Source organism: Nocardia sp. CC213A, from assembly GCF_030766805.1.
In the GTDB taxonomy this organism is placed as follows: domain Bacteria; phylum Actinomycetota; class Actinomycetes; order Mycobacteriales; family Mycobacteriaceae; genus Nocardia; species Nocardia otitidiscaviarum.
Genome location: NZ_JASFXA010000002.1, coordinates 195,700 through 215,058 on the forward strand (window position 1 = coordinate 195,700; position 19,359 = coordinate 215,058).

Annotated in this window: 13 protein-coding genes; 11 read left to right on the forward strand and 2 right to left on the reverse strand. The window is 67.9% G+C overall.

Going from position 1 to position 19,359, the window contains the following annotated elements; all coding sequences use genetic code 11:
* The first annotated feature begins 34 nt into the window (after positions 1 to 34).
* From QJS31_RS04365 to QJS31_RS04380, 4 genes are all read left to right on the forward strand, one after another.
* Complete coding sequence (locus tag QJS31_RS04365; RefSeq protein WP_282780240.1) at positions 35 to 928, forward strand: ROK family protein; 894 nt, start codon at positions 35 to 37, stop codon at positions 926 to 928.
* A gap of 164 nt (positions 929 to 1,092) precedes the next feature.
* A complete protein-coding gene (locus QJS31_RS04370) occupies positions 1,093 to 2,193 on the forward strand; it encodes a hypothetical protein (protein WP_306355971.1) in 1,101 nt (366 codons plus the stop codon).
* Positions 2,194 to 2,381: 188 nt separating this feature from the next.
* On the forward strand, positions 2,382 to 3,071 hold the full coding sequence (locus QJS31_RS04375) for a hypothetical protein (RefSeq protein WP_282780244.1): 690 nt from the start codon (positions 2,382 to 2,384) through the stop codon (positions 3,069 to 3,071).
* A 195-nt stretch (positions 3,072 to 3,266) separates the two neighbouring features.
* A complete protein-coding gene (locus tag QJS31_RS04380; RefSeq protein ID WP_282780246.1) occupies positions 3,267 to 4,379 on the forward strand; it encodes a phage tail tip lysozyme in 1,113 nt (370 codons plus the stop codon).
* Positions 4,380 to 4,474: 95 nt separating this feature from the next.
* On the opposite strand, the gene QJS31_RS04385 is transcribed toward QJS31_RS04380, so the two are convergent.
* The gene (locus QJS31_RS04385) at positions 4,475 to 5,182 is read right to left on the reverse strand and encodes a MerR family transcriptional regulator (RefSeq protein ID WP_282780247.1); all 708 of its coding nucleotides are present in this window, start codon (positions 5,180 to 5,182) and stop codon (positions 4,475 to 4,477) included.
* Between the two features lie 225 nt (positions 5,183 to 5,407).
* Between QJS31_RS04385 and QJS31_RS04390 the strand changes: the two genes are divergently transcribed.
* Entirely contained in the window at positions 5,408 to 5,872 is a 465-nt protein-coding gene (locus QJS31_RS04390; protein WP_306355972.1) for a hypothetical protein, read from the forward strand.
* A 62-nt stretch (positions 5,873 to 5,934) separates the two neighbouring features.
* Here the strand turns inward: QJS31_RS04390 and QJS31_RS04395 are convergent, their stop codons facing one another.
* Positions 5,935 to 10,773 (reverse strand): NAD-glutamate dehydrogenase, encoded by a 4,839-nt coding sequence (locus QJS31_RS04395; RefSeq protein WP_306356120.1) that lies wholly within the window; start codon positions 10,771 to 10,773, stop codon positions 5,935 to 5,937.
* 673 nt (positions 10,774 to 11,446) lie between these two features.
* On the opposite strand from QJS31_RS04395, the gene QJS31_RS04400 reads away from it, so the two are divergent.
* From QJS31_RS04400 to QJS31_RS04425, 6 genes are all read left to right on the forward strand, one after another.
* On the forward strand, positions 11,447 to 12,589 hold the full coding sequence (locus tag QJS31_RS04400) for a GAF domain-containing protein (RefSeq protein ID WP_306355973.1): 1,143 nt from the start codon (positions 11,447 to 11,449) through the stop codon (positions 12,587 to 12,589).
* A gap of 65 nt (positions 12,590 to 12,654) precedes the next feature.
* Positions 12,655 to 13,680 (forward strand): conjugal transfer protein, encoded by a 1,026-nt coding sequence (locus tag QJS31_RS04405; protein WP_306355974.1) that lies wholly within the window; start codon positions 12,655 to 12,657, stop codon positions 13,678 to 13,680.
* Positions 13,681 to 13,691: 11 nt separating this feature from the next.
* Positions 13,692 to 13,952: a hypothetical protein gene (locus QJS31_RS04410; protein ID WP_029931741.1), complete on the forward strand. Its 261-nt coding sequence runs from the start codon at positions 13,692 to 13,694 to the stop codon at positions 13,950 to 13,952.
* Positions 13,952 to 14,461, forward strand: a complete 510-nt coding sequence (locus QJS31_RS04415; protein WP_282783026.1) for a hypothetical protein — start codon at positions 13,952 to 13,954, stop codon at positions 14,459 to 14,461. The genes QJS31_RS04410 and QJS31_RS04415 overlap by 1 nt, the downstream gene beginning before the upstream one ends.
* Positions 14,458 to 17,001, forward strand: a complete 2,544-nt coding sequence (locus QJS31_RS04420) for an ATP-binding protein (RefSeq protein ID WP_282783024.1) — start codon at positions 14,458 to 14,460, stop codon at positions 16,999 to 17,001. Before QJS31_RS04415 ends, QJS31_RS04420 begins: the two co-directional genes overlap by 4 nt.
* Positions 16,998 to 19,334 carry a hypothetical protein gene (locus QJS31_RS04425; RefSeq protein WP_306355975.1) on the forward strand — a complete coding sequence of 779 codons (2,337 nt, stop codon included), beginning with the start codon at positions 16,998 to 17,000 and terminating at the stop codon, positions 19,332 to 19,334. The genes QJS31_RS04420 and QJS31_RS04425 overlap by 4 nt, the downstream gene beginning before the upstream one ends.
* Positions 19,335 to 19,359: the final 25 nt, after the last annotated feature.

The window sequence follows — 19,359 nt, forward strand, 5'->3', positions numbered from 1 at the left end:
CGAACAGGCGAACAGCTGGATTGGAGCACAAACAATGACGGTTCTGGCGTTGGAGATCGGCCCGACCCGGTTCGCGGCCGGTCGGGTGGCACCGGACGGGAAGGTGCAGGACGTCCGGGCGATCCCGGTGACCTCGCGCGCGCCCTGGAACAGCTGCCGCGATCTGCTGGGCGAGGTGGCCGCCGGCGGTGATGTCACCAGTCTGGGCATCGGCACCACCGGGCCGATCGATATGGCCGCCGGGGTGGCGGCCCCGCCCGATATCGCGGAATGGCAGGTTGGCTTCGGCCTGGTCGAGGCCGCGCGTAAGCAATTCCCGTCGGCCACCGTGGGAATGGCGCTCGACGGCGTCTGCGCCGCGCTGGCCGAACAGCGCCACGGCCTGCTGCGCGGTGTTCCGGACGCACTGGTCGTGTCGGTGTCCTCTCGGATCAGCGGCGGCATCGTTGTCGGTGGTTTCGTGGCGGTGGGACGTACCGGAAACGCGGGCAATATCGGTCATATGGTGATGTCCGGCTACGACGATCTCTGCGACTGCGGCGCCCGGGGGTGTGTGCAGGCCATCGCCAGCACGTCCGCGGCCGTGCGCTGGGCCGAGAAGCGCGGCTGGCAGGGGGACGGTTTCGCGGCGCTCATCGCCGCGGCCGGCGCGGGTGACGCCACTGCCGGTGCGGCGGTGGAGCGCATGGGAACCGTTCTGGGACAGGCGTTGTCGTCGGTGGCGGCACTGTTCGACGTCGACCGCGTGGTGGTCGGCGGCGAGGCCGCGACGGCAGGTCCCGCGCTCTGGAAGTCACTGGGTGCGGCGGTAGGCGCGCATGCGCGGATCGGATTCCTGTCCGGCCTGCGGGTGATGCCCTCACAGTTGGGCGATACGGCGGTGCTGACCGGTGCCGGATTGCTCGCACTACCGCCGGATGGACAGTAGCGGCAGCGCAGCGGCGCTGTTGCAAGAGCGCAGCGGCGCTGTTGTAAGCCAGCACAGCTGCCGCGGTCTGCGGGGACGACAGCCGTGCTGGCAAGGCCGGTGGTGATGAGGGGAACCACCGCCCGATATCCATCTTAACCACATATGGTGGTTCAATCAATAACGTGCACTCAAACAGTGGCAAGAAAATCGCCGACACGACTGTCACCGGTCCTGGAACCACCGCGGAGACATCGACCGAGTCGTCACGGGTCTGGTCCCGCAACGAGTGGGATCCGTTGGAGGAGATCATCGTCGGGGTCGCCGTCGGTACTGTCTTCCCCGTGGAGGCGCGGCGAATGGTCGAGGCCACCATGCCGCGCCGGTACTGGCAGCTGTTCGAGACGGCCCGCCCGTTCCCCGCCCGTATCATCGCCGCTGCACAGGCCGAGCTGGACAATCTCGACAGGGTGCTGACCGACGCCGGTGTCGTCGTCCAGCGCCCCACCTGGGTCGATCCGGCGAGCCTGGACGGCTACACCTCGGCACTGCCCCGCGACTCGCTCCTGGTCGTCGGCTCGACCATCATCGAAGCGCCGACGGCCTGGCGGTCTCGGCGCGGTGAGGTACTGGCGTATCGCCCTCTCCTGCAGCACTATCACGAGTCGGGCGCGCGGTGGGTGTCGGCGCCGCGGGTGCTCGACCACGACCGCCTGCTCGACGGTGCGCCCGACGCCCGGTGGGCGATCAACGAAACCCAGCCCGCCTTCGCCGCCACGGACTTCCTGCGCTTCGGCCGCGATATCGTCGCGCAGCGCAGCCACGTCACCAACCGGGCCGGTATCGACTGGCTGCGCAGGCACCTCGGCGACACCTACCGAATCCACATACTCGACAGCGACGATCCGCACGCCATGCGGTTGGACCGCACGATCATGCCGTTGCGTCCCGGAACCCTGCTGTTCGATCCCGACCGGGTCGACACGGACTGCCTGCGGCGCTGCATGTTCGCCGAATGGGATCTCGTCCCGGCGCCGCGCACCACGCCTCGGGAGTGGCCGCCGCTGTATATGGCCGACGCGGGAGCGCAGATGGATGTTCTGGTGATCGACCGGGAACGAGTGGTGGTGGAGGCGCAGGACAACCAGGTCGCCGACCTACTGGCCGACCTGGGTTTCGACCCGATCCGCTGCCCGTTCCGCAATGTGCGGAGCATTGGCGGCTCATTCCACTGCGCCACCACGGACATTCGGCGTCGCGGCGTCCCAGACTCCCCTGGAAGCTGACTTCCGGTCGAGTTCCCGGCGCTGGGAATCCGGGAGAATTCCACTGTGCCGAGCGGGAATCGAGTCCGCACCGGGCTCGAGGAAGGCATGTTCGAGGAAGGACGGACACGACGTTGCGCAGCCGCGGGAATCACGAATCGCGAGCGACAACGCTGGGTTGGTCGCCACCGGCTCGCCTCCGCCGCCTGGTGGTGGCGTTCGTCTCCGCGGCGGTGTGTGGCACGGCGGGCACCCTGTTTCCCGCGTCGACCGCGCATGCCACCGATCCGGCCGTCGTGGTGCACCCCGGGCTGGCGATTCGGACCATGAGCGAGGAGGACGGCAAGGTCGTCGGTTTCCAATGCACTGTCGGGTTGACCGGATTCGTCGGAAAGGCGCGCTACGCCGTCACGGCCGGGCACTGTCGGCGGCCGGGGGTCGTCACCGATGCCGACGGCAATCCGATCGGCTGGTACGAGTCGTATCGACCCGATCGCGGACTCACCCTGGGGTTCGGGCTGATTCGCCTGTACGAGGGGGTCGGTGTATCCGCGTCCATGGGCGCCTTCGGTCTCAGCTCCATCGACATGGACCCGCGCCGCGGCCAGCAGGTCTGCAAGATCGGCGCCAGCACCGGCTGGAACTGCGGCACCATCACCAAGGTCGAGGACGGCGTCATCTACACCACCCGGGACCTCTGGTTCGAACACGGCGACTCGGGCGGTGTCGTATACCGCCAAACCTCCGACGGCCACGCGGCTTTCGTCGGCATCGCGATGGCATACGTCAACGACCGCGACCGCGAGGCGATAGTCGAACCGGCCAGCTGGCTCTTCGACCAGATCCAGCGCTACGGCCCGACCGCGAACGAGCCGTTCAAGTGGTACCGGGTGCACTGAGAACGGCGAGTCGAGTTCGGCTCCCTTGCTGCCATCGCGCGGCTCTTCCCAGCTCCGGGGATGCGCGAGACTGGAACGGTCGGGAGAGTCGGGGCCGGACGGCGGTGCCGACGAGTCGATCGAGGAGCTGAGCATGCTGATGATCGTGCGCGCGCCGGCCACGGGCTCGTCCGGATCCGAGAGTCGGGTGCCGACATGGTGGTGAACGGCCAGAACGCGGCGGTGGCGCACTATCGAGGCTGGACCGTCGAGCTGCCGCATCCGCGCGGTGGGTCCGCGGGGCTCGATTCGGTGATCGACGCGGCTGAGCGGGCCATCCAGCTCTCGGTGGACCTGTTCGGGTCCGGGGCGGGAGCGCAGGCGCCGGATCTGGTGGAGAAGTTGGCGGAGCGGGGACTGGTCGACGATTCCGGGAATCAGTCGGTCATGGCGGACGATTACGCCTCGAACAAGGACGAGATCGACGCGATCGCGGCCGAACTGCACCGGCAGAACAAGGAAGTGGACACGTCCGCCTACGCGACCTCCACCAAGACCAGTTCGGCGATGTCCGATATCGATCACGAGGTGGACGGACTGAAGTCGACCCTCGCCGCCGAAGGACCCGCCCCGGGCGAGGAGCGTCTGTCGGTGGCGGCCGAAGCTCGGCTCCTGAGTGCCATTCTGCGGACCGTCGACGCCGTCTCCGACATCATCGAGTCCGCGTCGGACGGAGTCGCGGAAGAGGCTGAGCGAATCACCTATTCGTCGCCGACCTACGGGGCGCCGACACTGCCGATGATGATGAATACCGGCGGCTACGGCGGCTACGCCCCCGCCGGGAATGATTCCGGCGGTGGTGGATACGTACAGACGGTGGGTGCCGAGGCGATTCCCGAAGGGCAGCGCGCCCGGGTGGACGAGATGTATCAGCGGCTACTCGACAACGGCTTCACACCGGCGCAGGCGGCGGGCATCCTGGGTAATCTCCAGGCGGAGTCGGGTTTTCGCACCGATGCCTGGAACGCGGGGGAGGCATCCCTGGGCTTGGCGCAGTGGCGAGGCGACCGGCTGGAGGGTCTCGAGCGATTCGCGGCCGCGCGCGGCGGTTCGGTCACCGATTGGCGTATCCAGATCGATTACATCTCGCATGAGCTCCAGAACAAGGAATCGGCTGCCTACGCGCATCTTCGGAATGCGCGGACACCCGGTGAGGCTGCCGCGGTATTCGACCAGTACTACGAGCGCAGCGACGGTTCGGCGCGTGCGAAGCGCATTGCCAACGCGAACAGCATCGCGGGTGCCATGACGACCAGCGTCTCGGTCTGATCCGCGGGCGCCGTGTAATCCGGTTCGGTGTCACAGTATTCGGTGACGCCGGCCCTGCCGCACCTGGTTCGCGGGCTTGGGCCGGCGTCAGCGATTCAATGCCTGTCGCGTTCCAAAGAGCCTTGGTAGGAAGGGATTTGGCCCTCCAAACGCTCATGCAGCGATCGCGCTACCAGTTCCGCGGTGGCCGCGATCGCCAGCTGCCGGGCGTGCTCCACGGCCCGCTCCTGTCCTTCCCCGTCGGCGTCGACGGATGCCGGCCGGTGCTCGGCGAGTCGGCGGACGATCTCGGCCTGCCGGGCGGCGACCCGGCTGCAATCGGCATGCAGGCGGATGAGCGGCCGGAATATCTCGTCGGCGGGAAGTCCGGCGTCGATCAGCCCGGCTGCCAGGGCGTGCAGTTTGGGATGGGTGGCCTGTAGCGCGCTGACATCCGGTCCGGTCTCGCCGGTCGTGCGCAGCTGTTGCAGCGTTGTCGCCAATCGGCTGTCGTCGTCGGTGGATCGGCGGTATGCGGTGCCGCCCGCGAGGGCATTGCTCCGTATCTGGAGGACCTCATCGAGTCCTTCGCCGCGATCCCAGGCGTCGAGGAGCTCTTTGATACCGGTCAATTTCATGCCCTTGCGCAGCAGCTGGCCGATGGTCTGCAGCCGGACCAGGTGCTCCGGTCGGTAGTAGCCGATCCGGCCGCGGACCTGCGGGGCCGGTAGCAAACCGCGCTCATGGTAGACGCGCACGCTGCGCACGGTGGTGTGGGCGGCACGGGCCAGTGCATCGATGGTGAATTCGGACTCCGTCGTCATACGACAAGGAAACCACATCGGATAGAGGTACACTAGGCAATGTGCCGCTAAATGGCGGGACGCTAAGGGTTGCTCGGCGGCTCGGCGTTGGGCTACTGTTCACGAACAGCTCATCCGCAGCTGGTTTCCGGGGACTGTTGAGCAGCCCTGATGAGGACTTGCGCTTACTCGCGCGCCACGGGGAAGGCATCGCCCGATGCTCCCCGGCGTACCCGGAGACTTGCCATGACTGTTACGCAGAATCGCTCACTGGACCGAGATACCCACGCGGAGAACACATCGATACCGCGTCCGCCGTGCGCTGAGCATCCCGACGGCTGGGACCTGGACACCGGCACGCCGGACGCCTGGCGCCAAGCCGTAGCGGCCTGCCACGCGTGCCCGCTGTTCGTCCAGTGTCAACGGATGGCGACCGCCCTGGTCGAAGCCGGTGAAGGGCCACGGGCCATGATCTGGGCGGGAGTCGGCTACGACAACTCCGGAAGGGTCATCCCGAATCTGGATCGGCACCGCATCGCGCCGGTCGATCGCCAACGTCCCACCAGGATCGTTCGTACGCAGGCGGTGTGCAAGAAGGGTTCCGGCGAGCCGCTGACCACGGCACGGGCCGCGTCGATGACGCCGCGGGGCGGAATTCAGCGGCAGATCGTGCTCGGCCGCAGCGTGATTCGCTGTTCGGACGGCGAATAACCGGGTGCTGACACCGCAGTCGCCGGTGCCGTGTCCCCGGACACGGCACCGGCGATAGGCGATCAGGTCCGACGCTCGAATTCGGCCGGCCCGCTGGCCATGCTCCTGATCTGTCGAGCCGCCACCGAGAGGGTCGCGAGATCGTGGCCCGGTCCGGTGTGGATCTCGTCCAACATGGCCCGCGCCCGGGCGATCCTGGAGCGGTGCGTCGATTCCCAGTGGGCGATCTTCTCCGCCGCGGACTCGTCGGGTCCGGTGAGATCGAGGACCGTGATGGTCAGCGAACGCAGCGCCGCGTAGATGTCGTCGGAAACGGCCAGCCGGGCCAATGAGGACCAGCGGCCGGCCCGTTCCAGACGCCGCACCTCGTTGAGCAGCTGTTCGATCTTCAGATGATCGTCGAGCACGTAATGGATTTCGGCGACCTCGGAGCGGTCCCGGTGGGTGATCTCCGCGATATCGATGACGTCCAGCAGCGGGAACAGATAGATCAGCCGACCCACCTCGTCGGCCAACTCCGCGGGCGCCCCCAGGTCGATGGCCGTTCGGGCGCGTGAGGTGAGGTCGGCACGGTGGTCGGCGCCGAGCCGATCGGGCACCGTGGCGGCGAGCGCGCGGACCCCCGGCGCGTACCGGTCGATCTCCGCGGTGATGTCGAGCGGCTGCGGCCGACTGCCGAGCAGCCACCGGGAGGCGCGGTCCAGCGTCCGTTTGGTCTCCATCTCCAGCGCGTCCCGGGCCGCCGTCGGCATCTCGGTGGAACGAATGCGATCCCACAGCTCGTGCAGATCGAAGATCCGCACCGCGACCCCGAAGGCCCGCACCGCGTCGGCGGTGTCGGCGCCCGCCTCCTCGGATTGGCGGAACGGGTAGGTGATTCCGCCGAAATCGACGACCTCGTTGGCCAGCACGGTGGCCACGATCTGCCGGCGCAGCGGATGCGCGTCGATGGCGCGGCCGAAGCGTTGGCGTAGCGGTGCCGGGAAGTAGGTGTGCAGCCGATCCGCGAACATCGCGTCGTCCGGCAGCGACCCGGCCAGCAGATCGGCCTTCACGGCGAGTTTCACCTGGGCCATCAGCGTCGCGAGTTCGGGCGAGGTCAGGCCGCGCCCTTCGGCGCCGCGGCGGGCCAGTTCGGCCTCCGAGGGCAGGGCTTCGAGTTCGCGGTCCAGGCCGTGGCCGGTCTCCAGCGCCTGGATCGTGCGGCGGTGCAGGTCCAGCGTTTCCGCCGCGTCCGCGCGGGAGAGGCCCATCAGGAAGTTCTGCGCGATATTGTCGCCCAGGACGAGATCGGACACCTCCTCGGTCATGGAGGCGAGCAGCCGATCACGGTCACCGGCGTCGAGTTCGCCGGCGGCGACCACGCGATCCAGCAGAATCTTGATGTTGACCTCATGGTCGGAGCAGTCCACACCCGCGGAGTTGTCGAGGGCGTCGGTGTTCATCCGGCCGCCGGATCGGCAGAACTCGATCCGGCCCCGTGCGGTGGCGCCCAGGTTGCCGCCCTCGCCGATCACCTTCGCCCGCAACTGGTTTCCGTTCACCCGCACGGCGTCGTTGGATTTGTCGCCGACCTCGGCGTCGGTCTCGTCGGCGGCCTTGATGTAGGTGCCGATACCGCCGTTCCACAGCAGATCGACCGGTGCCAGCAGGATCGCGCGCACCACCTCCGGCGGTGACAGCTCGGTGACGCTGTCGTCCAATCCGAGGGCGATACGCGCCTGCGGACTGATCGGGATGCTCTTGGCGGTGCGGTCCCACACTCCGCCGCCCGCGCTGATCAGCTCGGCGTCGTAGTCGGCCCAGGACGAGCGGGGCAGGGCGAACATCCGCTTGCGCTCGGCGAACGAGCGGGCCGCGTCGGGGTTCGGGTCGAGGAAGATGTGCCGGTGGTCGAAGGCCGCGACGAGCCGGATGTGTTCGGAGAGCAGCATTCCGTTGCCGAAGACGTCGCCGCTCATGTCACCGATGCCGGCCACGGTGAACGGTTCGGTCTGGACGTCGATGTCGAACTCCCGGAAGTGCCGCTTCACGCTCTCCCAGGCGCCCTTGGCCGTGATGCCCATGGCCTTGTGGTCGTAGCCGACCGAGCCGCCGGAGGCGAAGGCGTCGCCGAGCCAGAAGCCGTATCGGTGTGCGACCTCGTTGGCGACGTCGGAGAAGGTCGCCGTCCCCTTGTCGGCGGCCACCACGAGATAGGTGTCGTCGCCGTCGCGGCGCACCACCCGGTCGGGCGCCAGGACCGCGCCGGTGCGATTGTCGATATTGTCGGTGAGGTCGAGCAGGCCGGAGATGAAGGTGCGGTAGCAGGCCACGCCCTCCTCGCGCTGAGCCTGCCGATCCGCGGCCGGGTCACCGGTCGCGGCGGGCGGATTCTTCACCACGAAGCCACCTTTCGCTCCGACCGGAACGATGACCGCGTTCTTGACCGCCTGCGCCTTGGCGAGGCCGAGGATCTCGGTGCGGAAGTCCTCCCGCCGATCCGACCAGCGCAGGCCGCCGCGGGCGACCGCGCCGAAGCGCAGATGCACCCCCTCCACCCGGGGTGAGTAGACGTAGATCTCGTACTGCGGCTTCGGTTTCGGCAGTTCGTCGATGCGTCGCGGGGCGAACTTGAAGGCCAGATAGTCGCGCGACACCCCCGCCTGCGACCGCACCGTGGCCGGTGACCCGCTCATGTAGTAGTTGGTCCGCAGCGTCGCACCGATCAATCCGAGGAAGGCGCGCAGGATCCGGTCGGCGTCCAGGCTGGTGACGGCGTCGATGCGGGCTCGCAACTCGGATTCGATCCGCTCCGCCCGGGCGGGGTCGCTGCGATCGGGGTCGAAGTACGCGCCGAAGAGTTCGACGAAGGCCCGCGCCGCGCCGGGCTGCCGCAGCAGCACCCGCGTGATGTTGCTCTGGCTGTAGGCGAATCCCGCTTGCCGCAGGTATCGCGCGTAGGCGCGCAGGACGGCCACCTCATGCCAGTGCAGTCCGGCACGCAGGACCAGTTCGTTCAGCCCGTCGGTGTCGGCGCGGCCGTACCACATGGCCGCGAATGCCTCGGGGAAGCGTCGCTGGGCATCGGTGACCGCCGCGGACAGGGCGTCGGTGGCGGTGAGTGCGGCGTCGATGGCGCCGTCCAGGGCGGTGTCCAGCAGTTCTCGCGGTGCGTGCAGGTTGAACCGGTAGATCCAGCGCGGCCGGGAGTCCGGCAGTTCGATCGGATAGGGCCGCTCGTCGTGCACGTCGACGCCGAGGCTGTGCAGGATCGGCAGCACTCGGCTCAGCGATACGCCCGCGCCGCTCACGTAGAGCGCGAACTGCCAGTCGTCGACCGCGGCGTCGGCCGCCCGGGACAGGTGCATATCGATCGCGTTGTCACCGAGCTCCTCGAGTCGCTGGATATCGGCCAGCGCGTGACTCGGGGTGAAGCTCTCCCTGTAGCCGTCGGGGAAGCTGTCGGCGTACCGCTTGGCGGTCCTGGAGTCCACGGCGGCCGTGGCCGCCGCCTCGGCAACCAGCCGATCGGCCCAGGTGTGGGTGGTGGCGAAGAGCAGATCCTGCAGATGCTGCCGTCGCGCCTCGGAGAGGTCCGCGGGTGCCGCGTACTTGCCGCGGTGCACCGTGAAATAGATGTTGACGAGCTCGGATTCGGTGGCTCGCGCGGAGTAGGCGATATGGTCGCCGCCGAATTCGGACAGCAGAATCTGCTGCATCCGCTGGCGCACGGCCGTGTTGTATCGGTCCATCGGCAGATAGACCAGACACGACACCGTCCTACCGCGCGGATCGGGCCGCAGAAACAGCCGGACCTGTCGTCGTTGACCGAGGGTGAGCACCGCGGACGTGGTATCGAAGAGTCGCCGGGTGTCCGAGGAGAACAGTTCCACGCGCGGGAAGGACTGCATCACCTCCAGCATCGATCGGCCGGAGAACGAATTGAGTTCGAACCCGGCCCATTCGACGACCTGGCGCACCCGGTGTTCGATCACCGGAATGTCCAGGATGTTCTCGTGCAGTGCGGAAATGGTGAAGGTCCCGACGAACAGCTGCTCGCCCACCACCCGGCCGTCGGTGTCGTATTCGGCGATGCCGATGAGATAGGGATTGATCCAGCCCGGCGCCGCTGATTCGATCGCCCCCGGAGCCAGCCGCAGCAGGCCACGTTCCGGTCCGGGGGTGGGAACATCGATTTTGGTCGCCGATCCGGCGCCGAGTATGCCGAGCCCGGTGCCCGGGACCGGTCGCATGGTGGCGGGAGCTTCGGGGTCCGCGCTCTCGGGGACGGCGTATCGGGCGTAGCCGAGCAGGACGAAGCGGTCGTCGGCGAGCCAGCGCAACAGCCGCGCGCACTCGCGCGCCTCCACCGGGTCGGCCCCGCTGTACGGGGGAGCGTCCGCGTGCAGCTGATCGGCGAGGAAGGACTGCCTGCGCTGCATGGCGACGGTGCTGTCCGCGATCTGGCGCAGGTCGGCGAGCAGGGGCGGCAGGACGGCCGCGATCGTCGCCAGTACGCCGTTCGCGGTCGCGGGGCTCAGCTGGATGTGTATCCAGGACTCGCGGGTCGTCCCGCCGACGGGCTGCGTCGCCGTGCTGTCGCCCTCGTACGGTGCCAGCGAGAGCAGCCGTCCGCTCGGATCGCGAACCACCTCGAAGATCGGATGGATGACATCGGTGACGGTGGCGCCGAGCCGCCGCAGCGTCGAGACCAGCGACTCGACCAGCAGGGGCATATCGGAATTGACCACCTGGACGGCAGGTCCGATGCCGTTCGGCTCGTCCGGGTGATACACGCGGGTGCTGGCGGTTCCGGCAGTCCGGGTCGCGGCGAGGGCCAAGTGCCGGCGGAAGATGCTTTCGGATTCGCCGGGGCCGGAAAGTGCGGCACCGGAACGCACTTGACGGAAGTACGCCATCTGCAGCGACGTCGGATCACCACCGGCGGAATCGGGAAGTGCGGTGCGCGTGGGCAGTTCGGTTTCGGAGGTCGTGGTAGTGGCTGATCGGCGTTGCGTGGGCCGCATGGTCAACGCACGCCTTCCCGATGGCTCGACATGATGTGAGCTCCTGACTGTGGATCGCTTGAGATTACCTAGTCGATGTACCGCTAAATAACGGTACGATACGGTACGCTACACCTGCGTGTCAGCCGGTGGCAAGGAGCCGCAAACCCCGGGCGTCGGACGTCACGTTGCTCATGACCGGTGTGCGGGAGGGTTGCGCTGTGTGATCTTCGGAGTTCAAAGCCTCGGTTTAGCTGATCGCTGTCGGACACGTGTTCTAGGTTCAACTCATGAAGCCTCGACGGCATTGGCGGCCGCTGGAATCGGGTGGAACCGGGAACATTCTGGCTCGGCGGGCTGTTGCCCCCGAGACTATGGGCTCGACAATCGTCGTTTCGCTGCGGTGGGCTCGTCTGCGGTGGTGAGCGGCCATGCGGTGGCGATGCATGTTTCAGATCGGCATATTTCAGCTTGGTAACCGTCTCTTTTCGGCGTGCCGCTGGCTATCGTGCCATCAGGTAGGTTCACACGGGTGCGGTACCGGTCAGCCAGCAGTAGAGCAAGCGATAAGGCAACTGAGGAACCGATGACGGAATCAGCTCGGGCGATACCGTGGGTGACGGTGGAGACATTGACTCCCGACACTATGTCGGTCGCGACCGTGGGTGGCGAGCAGCGCGCCTTCGCGAGCGTGCGCCGCGTGCTGCAGCGAGTGCTCACCAGAACACCTGCCGTGTACGACAGCATCACCACTCGCGGAATCATCGACGTCGTCCGAGCCGCCCGCGGGCAGGCGCGGCAGACCGATCTGGAGGTGCCGACGGCCGCCGGCCAGCACCTGGTTCGGGCTCGGCCGGTGCTCGGACCCACCGGTGGAGTGCATGCGGTGCAGTTGTGGATCGGTCCCGCCGGTGCGGTCACCCCGCCACCCCCGGCGGTGGGCGCGGTCTGGGACCTCGACAGCCAGACGGTGCACCAGCCCGGTGCGATGACCACCCTGCGCGGAGTGTCGGCCGACGAACATGTGCCCACGATGTCCGTCACGGAGCTGTTCCATCGGGCCGCCGCGTTCGATCGCCACGGTGAGGTGCTCGATCTCCTGTACGACCCGGGTCCCGAGGACAAACTGCAATTCGACGTGGACATCGGCCCCCTGGCCGGCCGTTCCGCGGGACCGCTGGGTCGGTGGCGGGTCGCGGCTCGTCCCCGGGGTCGCGGCGCGTGGCTGCTGATCGAGGACATCAGGGAGCAGTCGGCGCCGCCGGCCTGGCCCACGCTGGAACAGGTCGGCCTACGGGAAGCGCACCGGCGGGCCGGAACTCACCTCGCCGTCGTACAACTCGAGCACACCTCGATCTCACACTGGTTGACGGATCCGGCGCCCTGGGTGCGGTGGGAGTTCCTGTATCGCCCCGTGGATGTGTTTCATCCCGACGACCGCGATCGACTGGTCGCGGTGCGGGACGGTATCCGAGCCGGGGAGACCGCCGAGGTGACGGTGCGGACACTCGGCTACTCCGGCGACTATCTCTCGACGCGGTTGCGGCTCTACCCGTATCCCGGCTACTCCCGCAGCCAGCTCGTGATCGGTGAATTACGTCTGGCCGACGATCGCTGTGACAGTCCGTCCAGTCGCGCGGGGCCGTGCCGACTGCCCGAGCCGCTCGGATACGACGACCACTTGCGCCGGCACATCTCCAGGCGGGACCGGTTCGATCGGGCGTCGTAGTCAGCTCCCCAGCGGTGGGAACAGCGCCGCGGCTCCGACTTCGGTGTCTCATTACGCTCTGACAGGTGAGGAAAGCAGCGGACGCACGGGTGGATTCGGGGGATGCGCTGTTACGCCGCATGGTCGCCCGACGCCGTCGCGACAACGTGATCTTCACGGTGCTGGCCGGGCTCGCGGTACTCGGCGGCGGGCACGCGGTCCTGAGTCTGTTCTCCGAAGCGCCGCCCGGTCCGTCGGACGATACGACGGTGGCGATCGTGGGCAATGCCCAACTGGCCGGATCCTTCGCGCAGGAATTCGTGGTCGCCTATCTGGGTGCGACGGCCGGGGATCAGGACCGGATCGCCGCTTTCATCGGGGGCGGCGAGTCGATCGGGCTGCCCGCGACCGCTCGGCAGGTCTCCGATCCCGCCGTGGTATCCGTGCGCCGGACCAGGGCTTCGACTCCGATCGAGATCTGGTCGGTGACGGTATCGGTCCGTCCCGAGACCGCAACGAGGACCGCGGGCGGGAAACAGACCTCCGCCGCTCCGATGCCGCAGTACTACCGCGTGGGGGTCGCGGTGAATCACGGTCGGCTGCGCGCACTCTCGCGGCCGTGGCTGGTCGCGCCGCCCGCCGAAGGGCAGGACCTGCTCACGGTGTACTCATCGCCCTGCGGTGAGGAGTCGCCGCTCGCCCACGTCGCCGCCGGCTTCCTCGAGGTCTTCCTCACCGGCTCCGGCGACGTGACCCGGTACACCAGCCACGATTCCGATATCACCGCCCTGCGACCCGCGCCGTTCGCCGAACTCGAGTCGGTCTCGGTGTCGGCTCAGGACTCCGGCTGCGGAACCACCGGAACGAGCGCGCGCGTGCTGGCGACGGTGACCCCGGCGGTCGGCGACGACACCCTGGCGCCGCTGGACTACCCGCTGACGATGGTGCGCGTCGAGGAGCAGTGGCAGGTGCAGACCATCGATTCCATTCCGGCACTGCCGGATCCGATCACCGTCGTAGCCGGCGGCGTGGCCCCGAACACGCCGCGGAGTTCGGCGTCGACCACCGCGCCGTCGCCGTCGGTCACCGTACCGCCGGCGACGCAGAACTGACGGGAGCGACCATGGGTAGCAGTCTCACCAATATGTTGTACGGCATATTGCTGTTCGTTCGCTGGGCCGGCCTCATCCTGATCGCGATCGTGGGTATCGGTGTGCTGATCAGCGAGGCCGTCAAGGAGCGCCTCTCGCCGGGGAAGGTCCTGGCCGTCGCAGGCTCGGCGATCCTGGCCGGAGTCCTGATCTGGGTACTGCCCACGCTCATCAACTATTCGCGTGCCGAGGTCGGTACCGTCATTCCCGATCGGCCCGTCGGAGGGTACTGATGGCCGAGGTCATCCGCGTCTTCACGCCGATCAAGCGCGTGCCCACCGTGATCGGCAAGGCACAGAACGGGCAGAAGATCCCCTTCGGGCCGTATACGCTGCCGCAGGTCGCCGCGGGCGTCGCGCTCATGCTCGTCACCTCGATCGCCGCCATGTCGATTCCGGGAAATCCCGCGGTGGTCTTCATCCTCGGCCTGGTACTCACCGTGATCGTGGTGTTCGCACTCGGTCTGGTGCCGGACACCGGGGTGCGGCTGACCTCCCGGGTGCTGTGGTTCGGTCGGCTGATCCTGATCCGGAAACCGGTGTCCGCCTCCGGAATGCCGGTCAGCCCGGACTCGGCCCGCTACTCGGTGTACATCGAGGACTCCGTCGTCGTCATCCTGCCCGACCTCGACGGGGTACCGCGACCGGAGCCGCCGGCCCGCGCGCTGACGAGCGGAATACTCGAACTGGCCGCCGGGCGGACCGCCGATCCGACCCGGGATGAACCTCGGAACGAACAATGATGGCATCCGGGCGCGATATCCAGCCGACCGCGGCGATCCGCGGGAACCTGCAGTTCACTCACGCCGGCCTGGTCACGGCGACCTACTTCATCGAGCCGCTCGGATACGGCCTGCGCTCGCCGCGCGACAAATACGACGTGAAGCTGGCGCACCACGCCCTGATCACGAATGTGCCCAATGGGTCGCTGCTGCTCGGCATCCAGGCTCGGCTCGAAACCCTCGATGTGCTGCGGAAGATGGTCGAGGGCGTCGACCTCGACGAGTGCGAGGACTACGCCGCCGAGGTCGTCGCCTCCTACGAGCGCATCCAGGCGATCGTGCCGCAGACCCGGATCTATCTGCTGTCCATCCCGGTGGGCTCCACCTCGACCGGGATATCGTCGCTGGCCGGATTGTGGCGTGGCAACAGCTCCGTCGATGTCGCCGCCGTCTCGCGGACCGAACTGGCCACCTACGACGAAGAGGCGAACAAGATCCTGTCCCGGATCGGCGGCGACTTCCGGCCGACCCCGGTCCCGGCCGCGCTGTTCCAATGGCTGTGGGAGCACTACCTGTCCCGCGGCGCGGTCGGGGACCCGGCCGCACCCACCCGGGTCGGGGTGCTCGAGGACGCCACCGCGGCGGTATTCCGTTCCGCCGCACTGGATGAGGGCGCGCAGGCCGACAACACCCGGCGGTTCCGGCCGTCCTTCACCCCGGTGATCAAGGTGGTACAGCCGGACAGCCCGGACCGCCCGTCCTATCAATCGGTGCTGACGCCGCGCTCATTTCCCTACGGCGGCATGACTTTTCCGGGGGGCAGCGAATTCCTCGCCATGCTCGACGGTCTCGGCGACGTGACCGTCGACTGGGGCATGCGGGTGTCCACCAGATCCGCCGACGAGGTATTGCAGAACAACGAACTCGGCCTCCGACGGCTCGGCGAACAGATGGAACAGCGCGACACCGAGGTCTCCTTCGCCCAGAACACCTTGATGTCGAAGGCACAGCTGCTCAACGAGTACAACCAACACTTCGAGGTGAACGGCGGCGAGTCGGAGGTGTCGTTCACGACCGTCATCGCGGTGGGTGGCCACACTCGGGAGGCGACACTGGACGCGGTCAACGCACTCAAGCGCCGCTACAAGCGTTTTCAGGTCGAACTGACAGCGCCGGTGGGCGCGCAGGTGGACCTGTGGTCGATGCTCATCCCGGGCAGTCCCGTGCGCCGGGCCTACGAGGATTTCGCCCATATCGTCCCCTCCGACATGTGGGCGGGTTTCGTCCCGTTCACCTCCAGTGACATCGGTGACGACAGCGGCCCGGTGATCGGGATCAACCTGCTCTCCGGGCAATACGAGCCCATCCACTTCGGGATCATGGAGGCGGCGCTGCACGACCTGTCCGCGTCGTTCGCGGTGACCGGGGAACTCGGCTCGGGCAAGTCGTTCTTCCTCAAGCTCATGGCGGTGCTCGTCCACGACATGGGCGGTCAGTTCCTGGCCATCGACCGCAGCCAGGTGGGGGAGTGGGCGCATTTCGCCGCCGCCATCGACGATGCGGTGGTGATCGATCTGACCACCCCGACGGTGTCGCTGGATCCGTTGCGGCTCTTCGACGCCCGGGTGGCCGGTGAGCGAGCGCTCGACTCACTGCTGCCGATGCTCGACCTGTCGCCGACGGCGAGCGCCGGCGCGGTGGTCAGCAATATGCTCACCGAGAAGGGGCGCGCCGAGCACGGCATCCACTCCATGCTGGATCTGGTGCGGGCCGCGCACCGGCTGCGGGACGAGCCGGGTTCGGGCCCGGAATACGCCGATCTGGCGGCTCGGCTCGGCGCCGTCGTCGACCGGGTCCCGGTGCTGTTCGATCCGACACTGAAACCGTTGCGACTGACCGCGGCGGCGACCGTCGTGCGCAGCCACGGCCTGGCGCTGCCCACCGCCGAGGAGCTCACCACACCGCATCTGTACCACCGGCTGCCGCTGACCAAGCGGCTCGGTACCGCGCTCTACGAACTCGTCGGGGTCGCCGCGCGGGAGGCGTTCCTGACCGACAACGGCAGATTCGGCCTGCTGGTCGGGGACGAAGCTCACCACTTCACCCAGACGCAGGTGGGCGCCGCGGTCACCTCGGACTTCAGCCGCGACGGGCGTAAACATCTGGCCGCCATCGGGTTGGCCTCGCACGACCCCGCCACCGACTTCCAGGGCGCGGCGCACAATCTGATCCCGAACCGCTTCGTCTTCCGGCAACGGGACGAGACGCTGGCCCGCAACAGCCTGGAATGGCTCGGCGTCGACCTCGACGAAGCGCCGTACCTGTTGCAGATCCTGCGGGAGGAGACGTCTCCGCCGGTCGGCCAGGGTCGGCAGGTTCCCCCGGAACGGCGCGGTGAGATGTTCATGCGCGACGCGCTGAGCCGGATCGGCCGGGGCAAGATCCTCGGTCCCGCCCGCGGCGACCGGGCCGAGGCCATCACCAGCACGCCGACGGTGTCCGGCCAGTCCGCGTCGCTGGAGCGCCAGTCCGCGTCGCTGGAGCGCCGGGACGCGCGATGAGTACCGGCCGGCGTCGGGATATGGCCTGGGAGTTGGCCTTCTGGGATAGTGAGCGCTGGCGACCCCGCGCGGTCGCCCGGCGGTTCCGCGGTTGGCTGGCCGGTTCGCCGTGGCGTCGCCGGACAGCGTGGGCGCTGTTCGTGGCCTTCGTGACGCTCGTGCTGCCCGCCCTGCTCGGCGCGGTGGCCGTCGCCCAAACGGGCACTCTCGCACAGGGAACCGCCAACAGCGGCCTGAGCTGGATGGATGTGCGTGACTCGGATGGTGTTCTGCTCTCGGACTACCGTTTCGTCACCGATCACGGCAGCGTGCTCGAACCGGGCAAGACCGCACTGGCGCTGGTTCTGGAGCTCGAGTTCGCGGGCTACATGGTGCTGGTCACGACCGCCATCTGGCTGATCGGCTTCGCGCTGAGCTTCGGCTGGCTCGATATGTTCGCCCAGGCGCTGACCGGCGTGGCCGACGCCCTGACCGGCCAGATCGCGACCCCCATCCTACTGGTCACCGCGGCGACCATCGGTGCGTTCTTCGTCGGTTACTTCATCGTCCGCGGCTACCACGCCAAGGCGACGATGCAGGTGGTGACGATGCTGGCGGTGGGCGTGTTCGGGCCGCTGTTCCTCGCGGAGCCGCTGGCGGATGTGCTGGCCTCCGACGGTCTGCTCGCCAAGGGCCGCGACATCGGCATCTCGGTGGCGGCGGGACTGAACGGCCACCTCAACCCGAATCCGGGCGTCCTGGTGCAGACGATGCAGGGGGACCTCGCCGACAGCTTCGCCCGGAAGCCGCTCCAGGTGTGGAACTTCGGGCATGTGATCGACGATCGGATGTCCTGTCGCGCGCAATGGACTTCGGGGATGCGTGCCGGTGACTCGGGGCAGGTGAAGGAGGGGCTGGAGGCGTGCAACGACACCTATGCCCGTGCGGCGGCGGACAATCCGAGCGCCGGGCAGATCGGCACCGGACTGCTGCTGCTGATCTGCGGGACCGTCCTGCTGTTGTTCGCGGTGTACCTGGGCCTCAAGGTGATGAAGTCGGCGCTCGACACCATCTATCACGGATTCATGGCCATCTTCGGGTTCGCCGCAGGCGGATTCGTGTACGGCCCGACGCAGACCTTTCTGATCCGGAATCTCGTCCACTCCGTGATGGCGGCGGCGCAGATGGCCGTGTTCACCATCTTTCTCGGTGTCTATGTGCTGTTCCTGGCCAATGTGTTCGATCAGGCCAGGGGACAGGTGATGGCGGTGTTCGTGATCGGTGCGATCGTCGAACTCGTGGCCTTCAGCCAGCTGCGCCGGTTGAGCAAGAATCTCCGCAAGGGCAACGACTGGGTGGCGAACCGCTTCGCGCTCGCGACCCAGGGCCAGATCGGCCAGGGCTCCGGGGGAGGGGGCGGCGGCGGTGGCGGCGGCCGGGCACTGGGCATGGGCGAGGCTGTCGCGGCGGGTGCGGCGGGCGGTGGGCTGGGTGCCTTGGCCGGTTTCGCGGCGCTGTCGACGATCAGCGGCTCGCCGGCGACCGAGTGGCTGTTCGGCCGCACCCTGAATCCGCTGGCGCCGTACGCCCGCCAGCGCCAGCGCGCCGAGCTCGCCCGGATGGAATACACGCCATGGCTGCTGCACCGGCAGAAATGGTTGCTGCACAACCGGGAATCGTGGCTGCGGGCGGCGGAGCGACGCGCGCAGAAGGCGGGCGGCGTGGATGATCCGCTGAAGGTGGCCAACATCATCGACGGCCTGTACGACTCCGGCATTCCCAAGGCGGAGCTCAACGGCGCGCTGGCCGAACTCCGCTTCAACGGCAAGGCCGTGGATCCGATGGACGCTCTGCACGTCGACCGGGCCGTCGCGGTCATGAACGCGTCGAAGTCGCAGAACCCGTACGGATTCGCACCGTTGCAGAAGGCATTGGCGGCGTGGGAGTCGGTGAACAACCACCCGATCGAACCGGGGCGGAGCCTGCGCGAACACCGGGCGTTCGTGGCGCAGGCCCATGTCGCCGCGACCAACTTCGCCAGGCATTCGCGGGTACCGCACTTCATCGGCGGCCAATCCGATATCGACTGGGCATTCGTGAACGACGTACGGGCGAACTGGGATTCGGCGGCTGCCCTGCAGGCGGCCATCTCGCCGGCCCGGTGGAACCAGGTCGGCGCGAACACTCGCCATCACATCGGGTCCGAGCTGGCGAACCAGCACCGGGACGCCGTCCTGCGCTATTACAACAACCCCGTCGAGGAGAATCGGGTGGCGGTCGACCAGATCGCCCGGCGCATCTCCAATCTGGACCACTTGGATCCGGATGCCGGTCTCGATCCGTGGGATTCGTGACATGGCATCGACCGACAGGCGCCGA

Coding starts and splice junctions, on each gene's coding strand:
- QJS31_RS04395 (WP_306356120.1), bottom strand. CDS start 10,773: ATGGCGTACTTCCGTCAAGTGCGTTCCGGTGCCGCACTTTCCGGCCCC.
- QJS31_RS04415 (WP_282783026.1), top strand. CDS start 13,952: ATGGCCGAGGTCATCCGCGTCTTCACGCCGATCAAGCGCGTGCCCACC.
- QJS31_RS04420 (WP_282783024.1), top strand. CDS start 14,458: ATGATGGCATCCGGGCGCGATATCCAGCCGACCGCGGCGATCCGCGGG.
- QJS31_RS04400 (WP_306355973.1), top strand. CDS start 11,447: ATGACGGAATCAGCTCGGGCGATACCGTGGGTGACGGTGGAGACATTG.
- QJS31_RS04425 (WP_306355975.1), top strand. CDS start 16,998: ATGAGTACCGGCCGGCGTCGGGATATGGCCTGGGAGTTGGCCTTCTGG.
- QJS31_RS04410 (WP_029931741.1), top strand. CDS start 13,692: ATGGGTAGCAGTCTCACCAATATGTTGTACGGCATATTGCTGTTCGTT.
- QJS31_RS04385 (WP_282780247.1), bottom strand. CDS start 5,182: ATGACGACGGAGTCCGAATTCACCATCGATGCACTGGCCCGTGCCGCC.
- QJS31_RS04390 (WP_306355972.1), top strand. CDS start 5,408: ATGACTGTTACGCAGAATCGCTCACTGGACCGAGATACCCACGCGGAG.
- QJS31_RS04365 (WP_282780240.1), top strand. CDS start 35: ATGACGGTTCTGGCGTTGGAGATCGGCCCGACCCGGTTCGCGGCCGGT.
- QJS31_RS04380 (WP_282780246.1), top strand. CDS start 3,267: ATGGTGGTGAACGGCCAGAACGCGGCGGTGGCGCACTATCGAGGCTGG.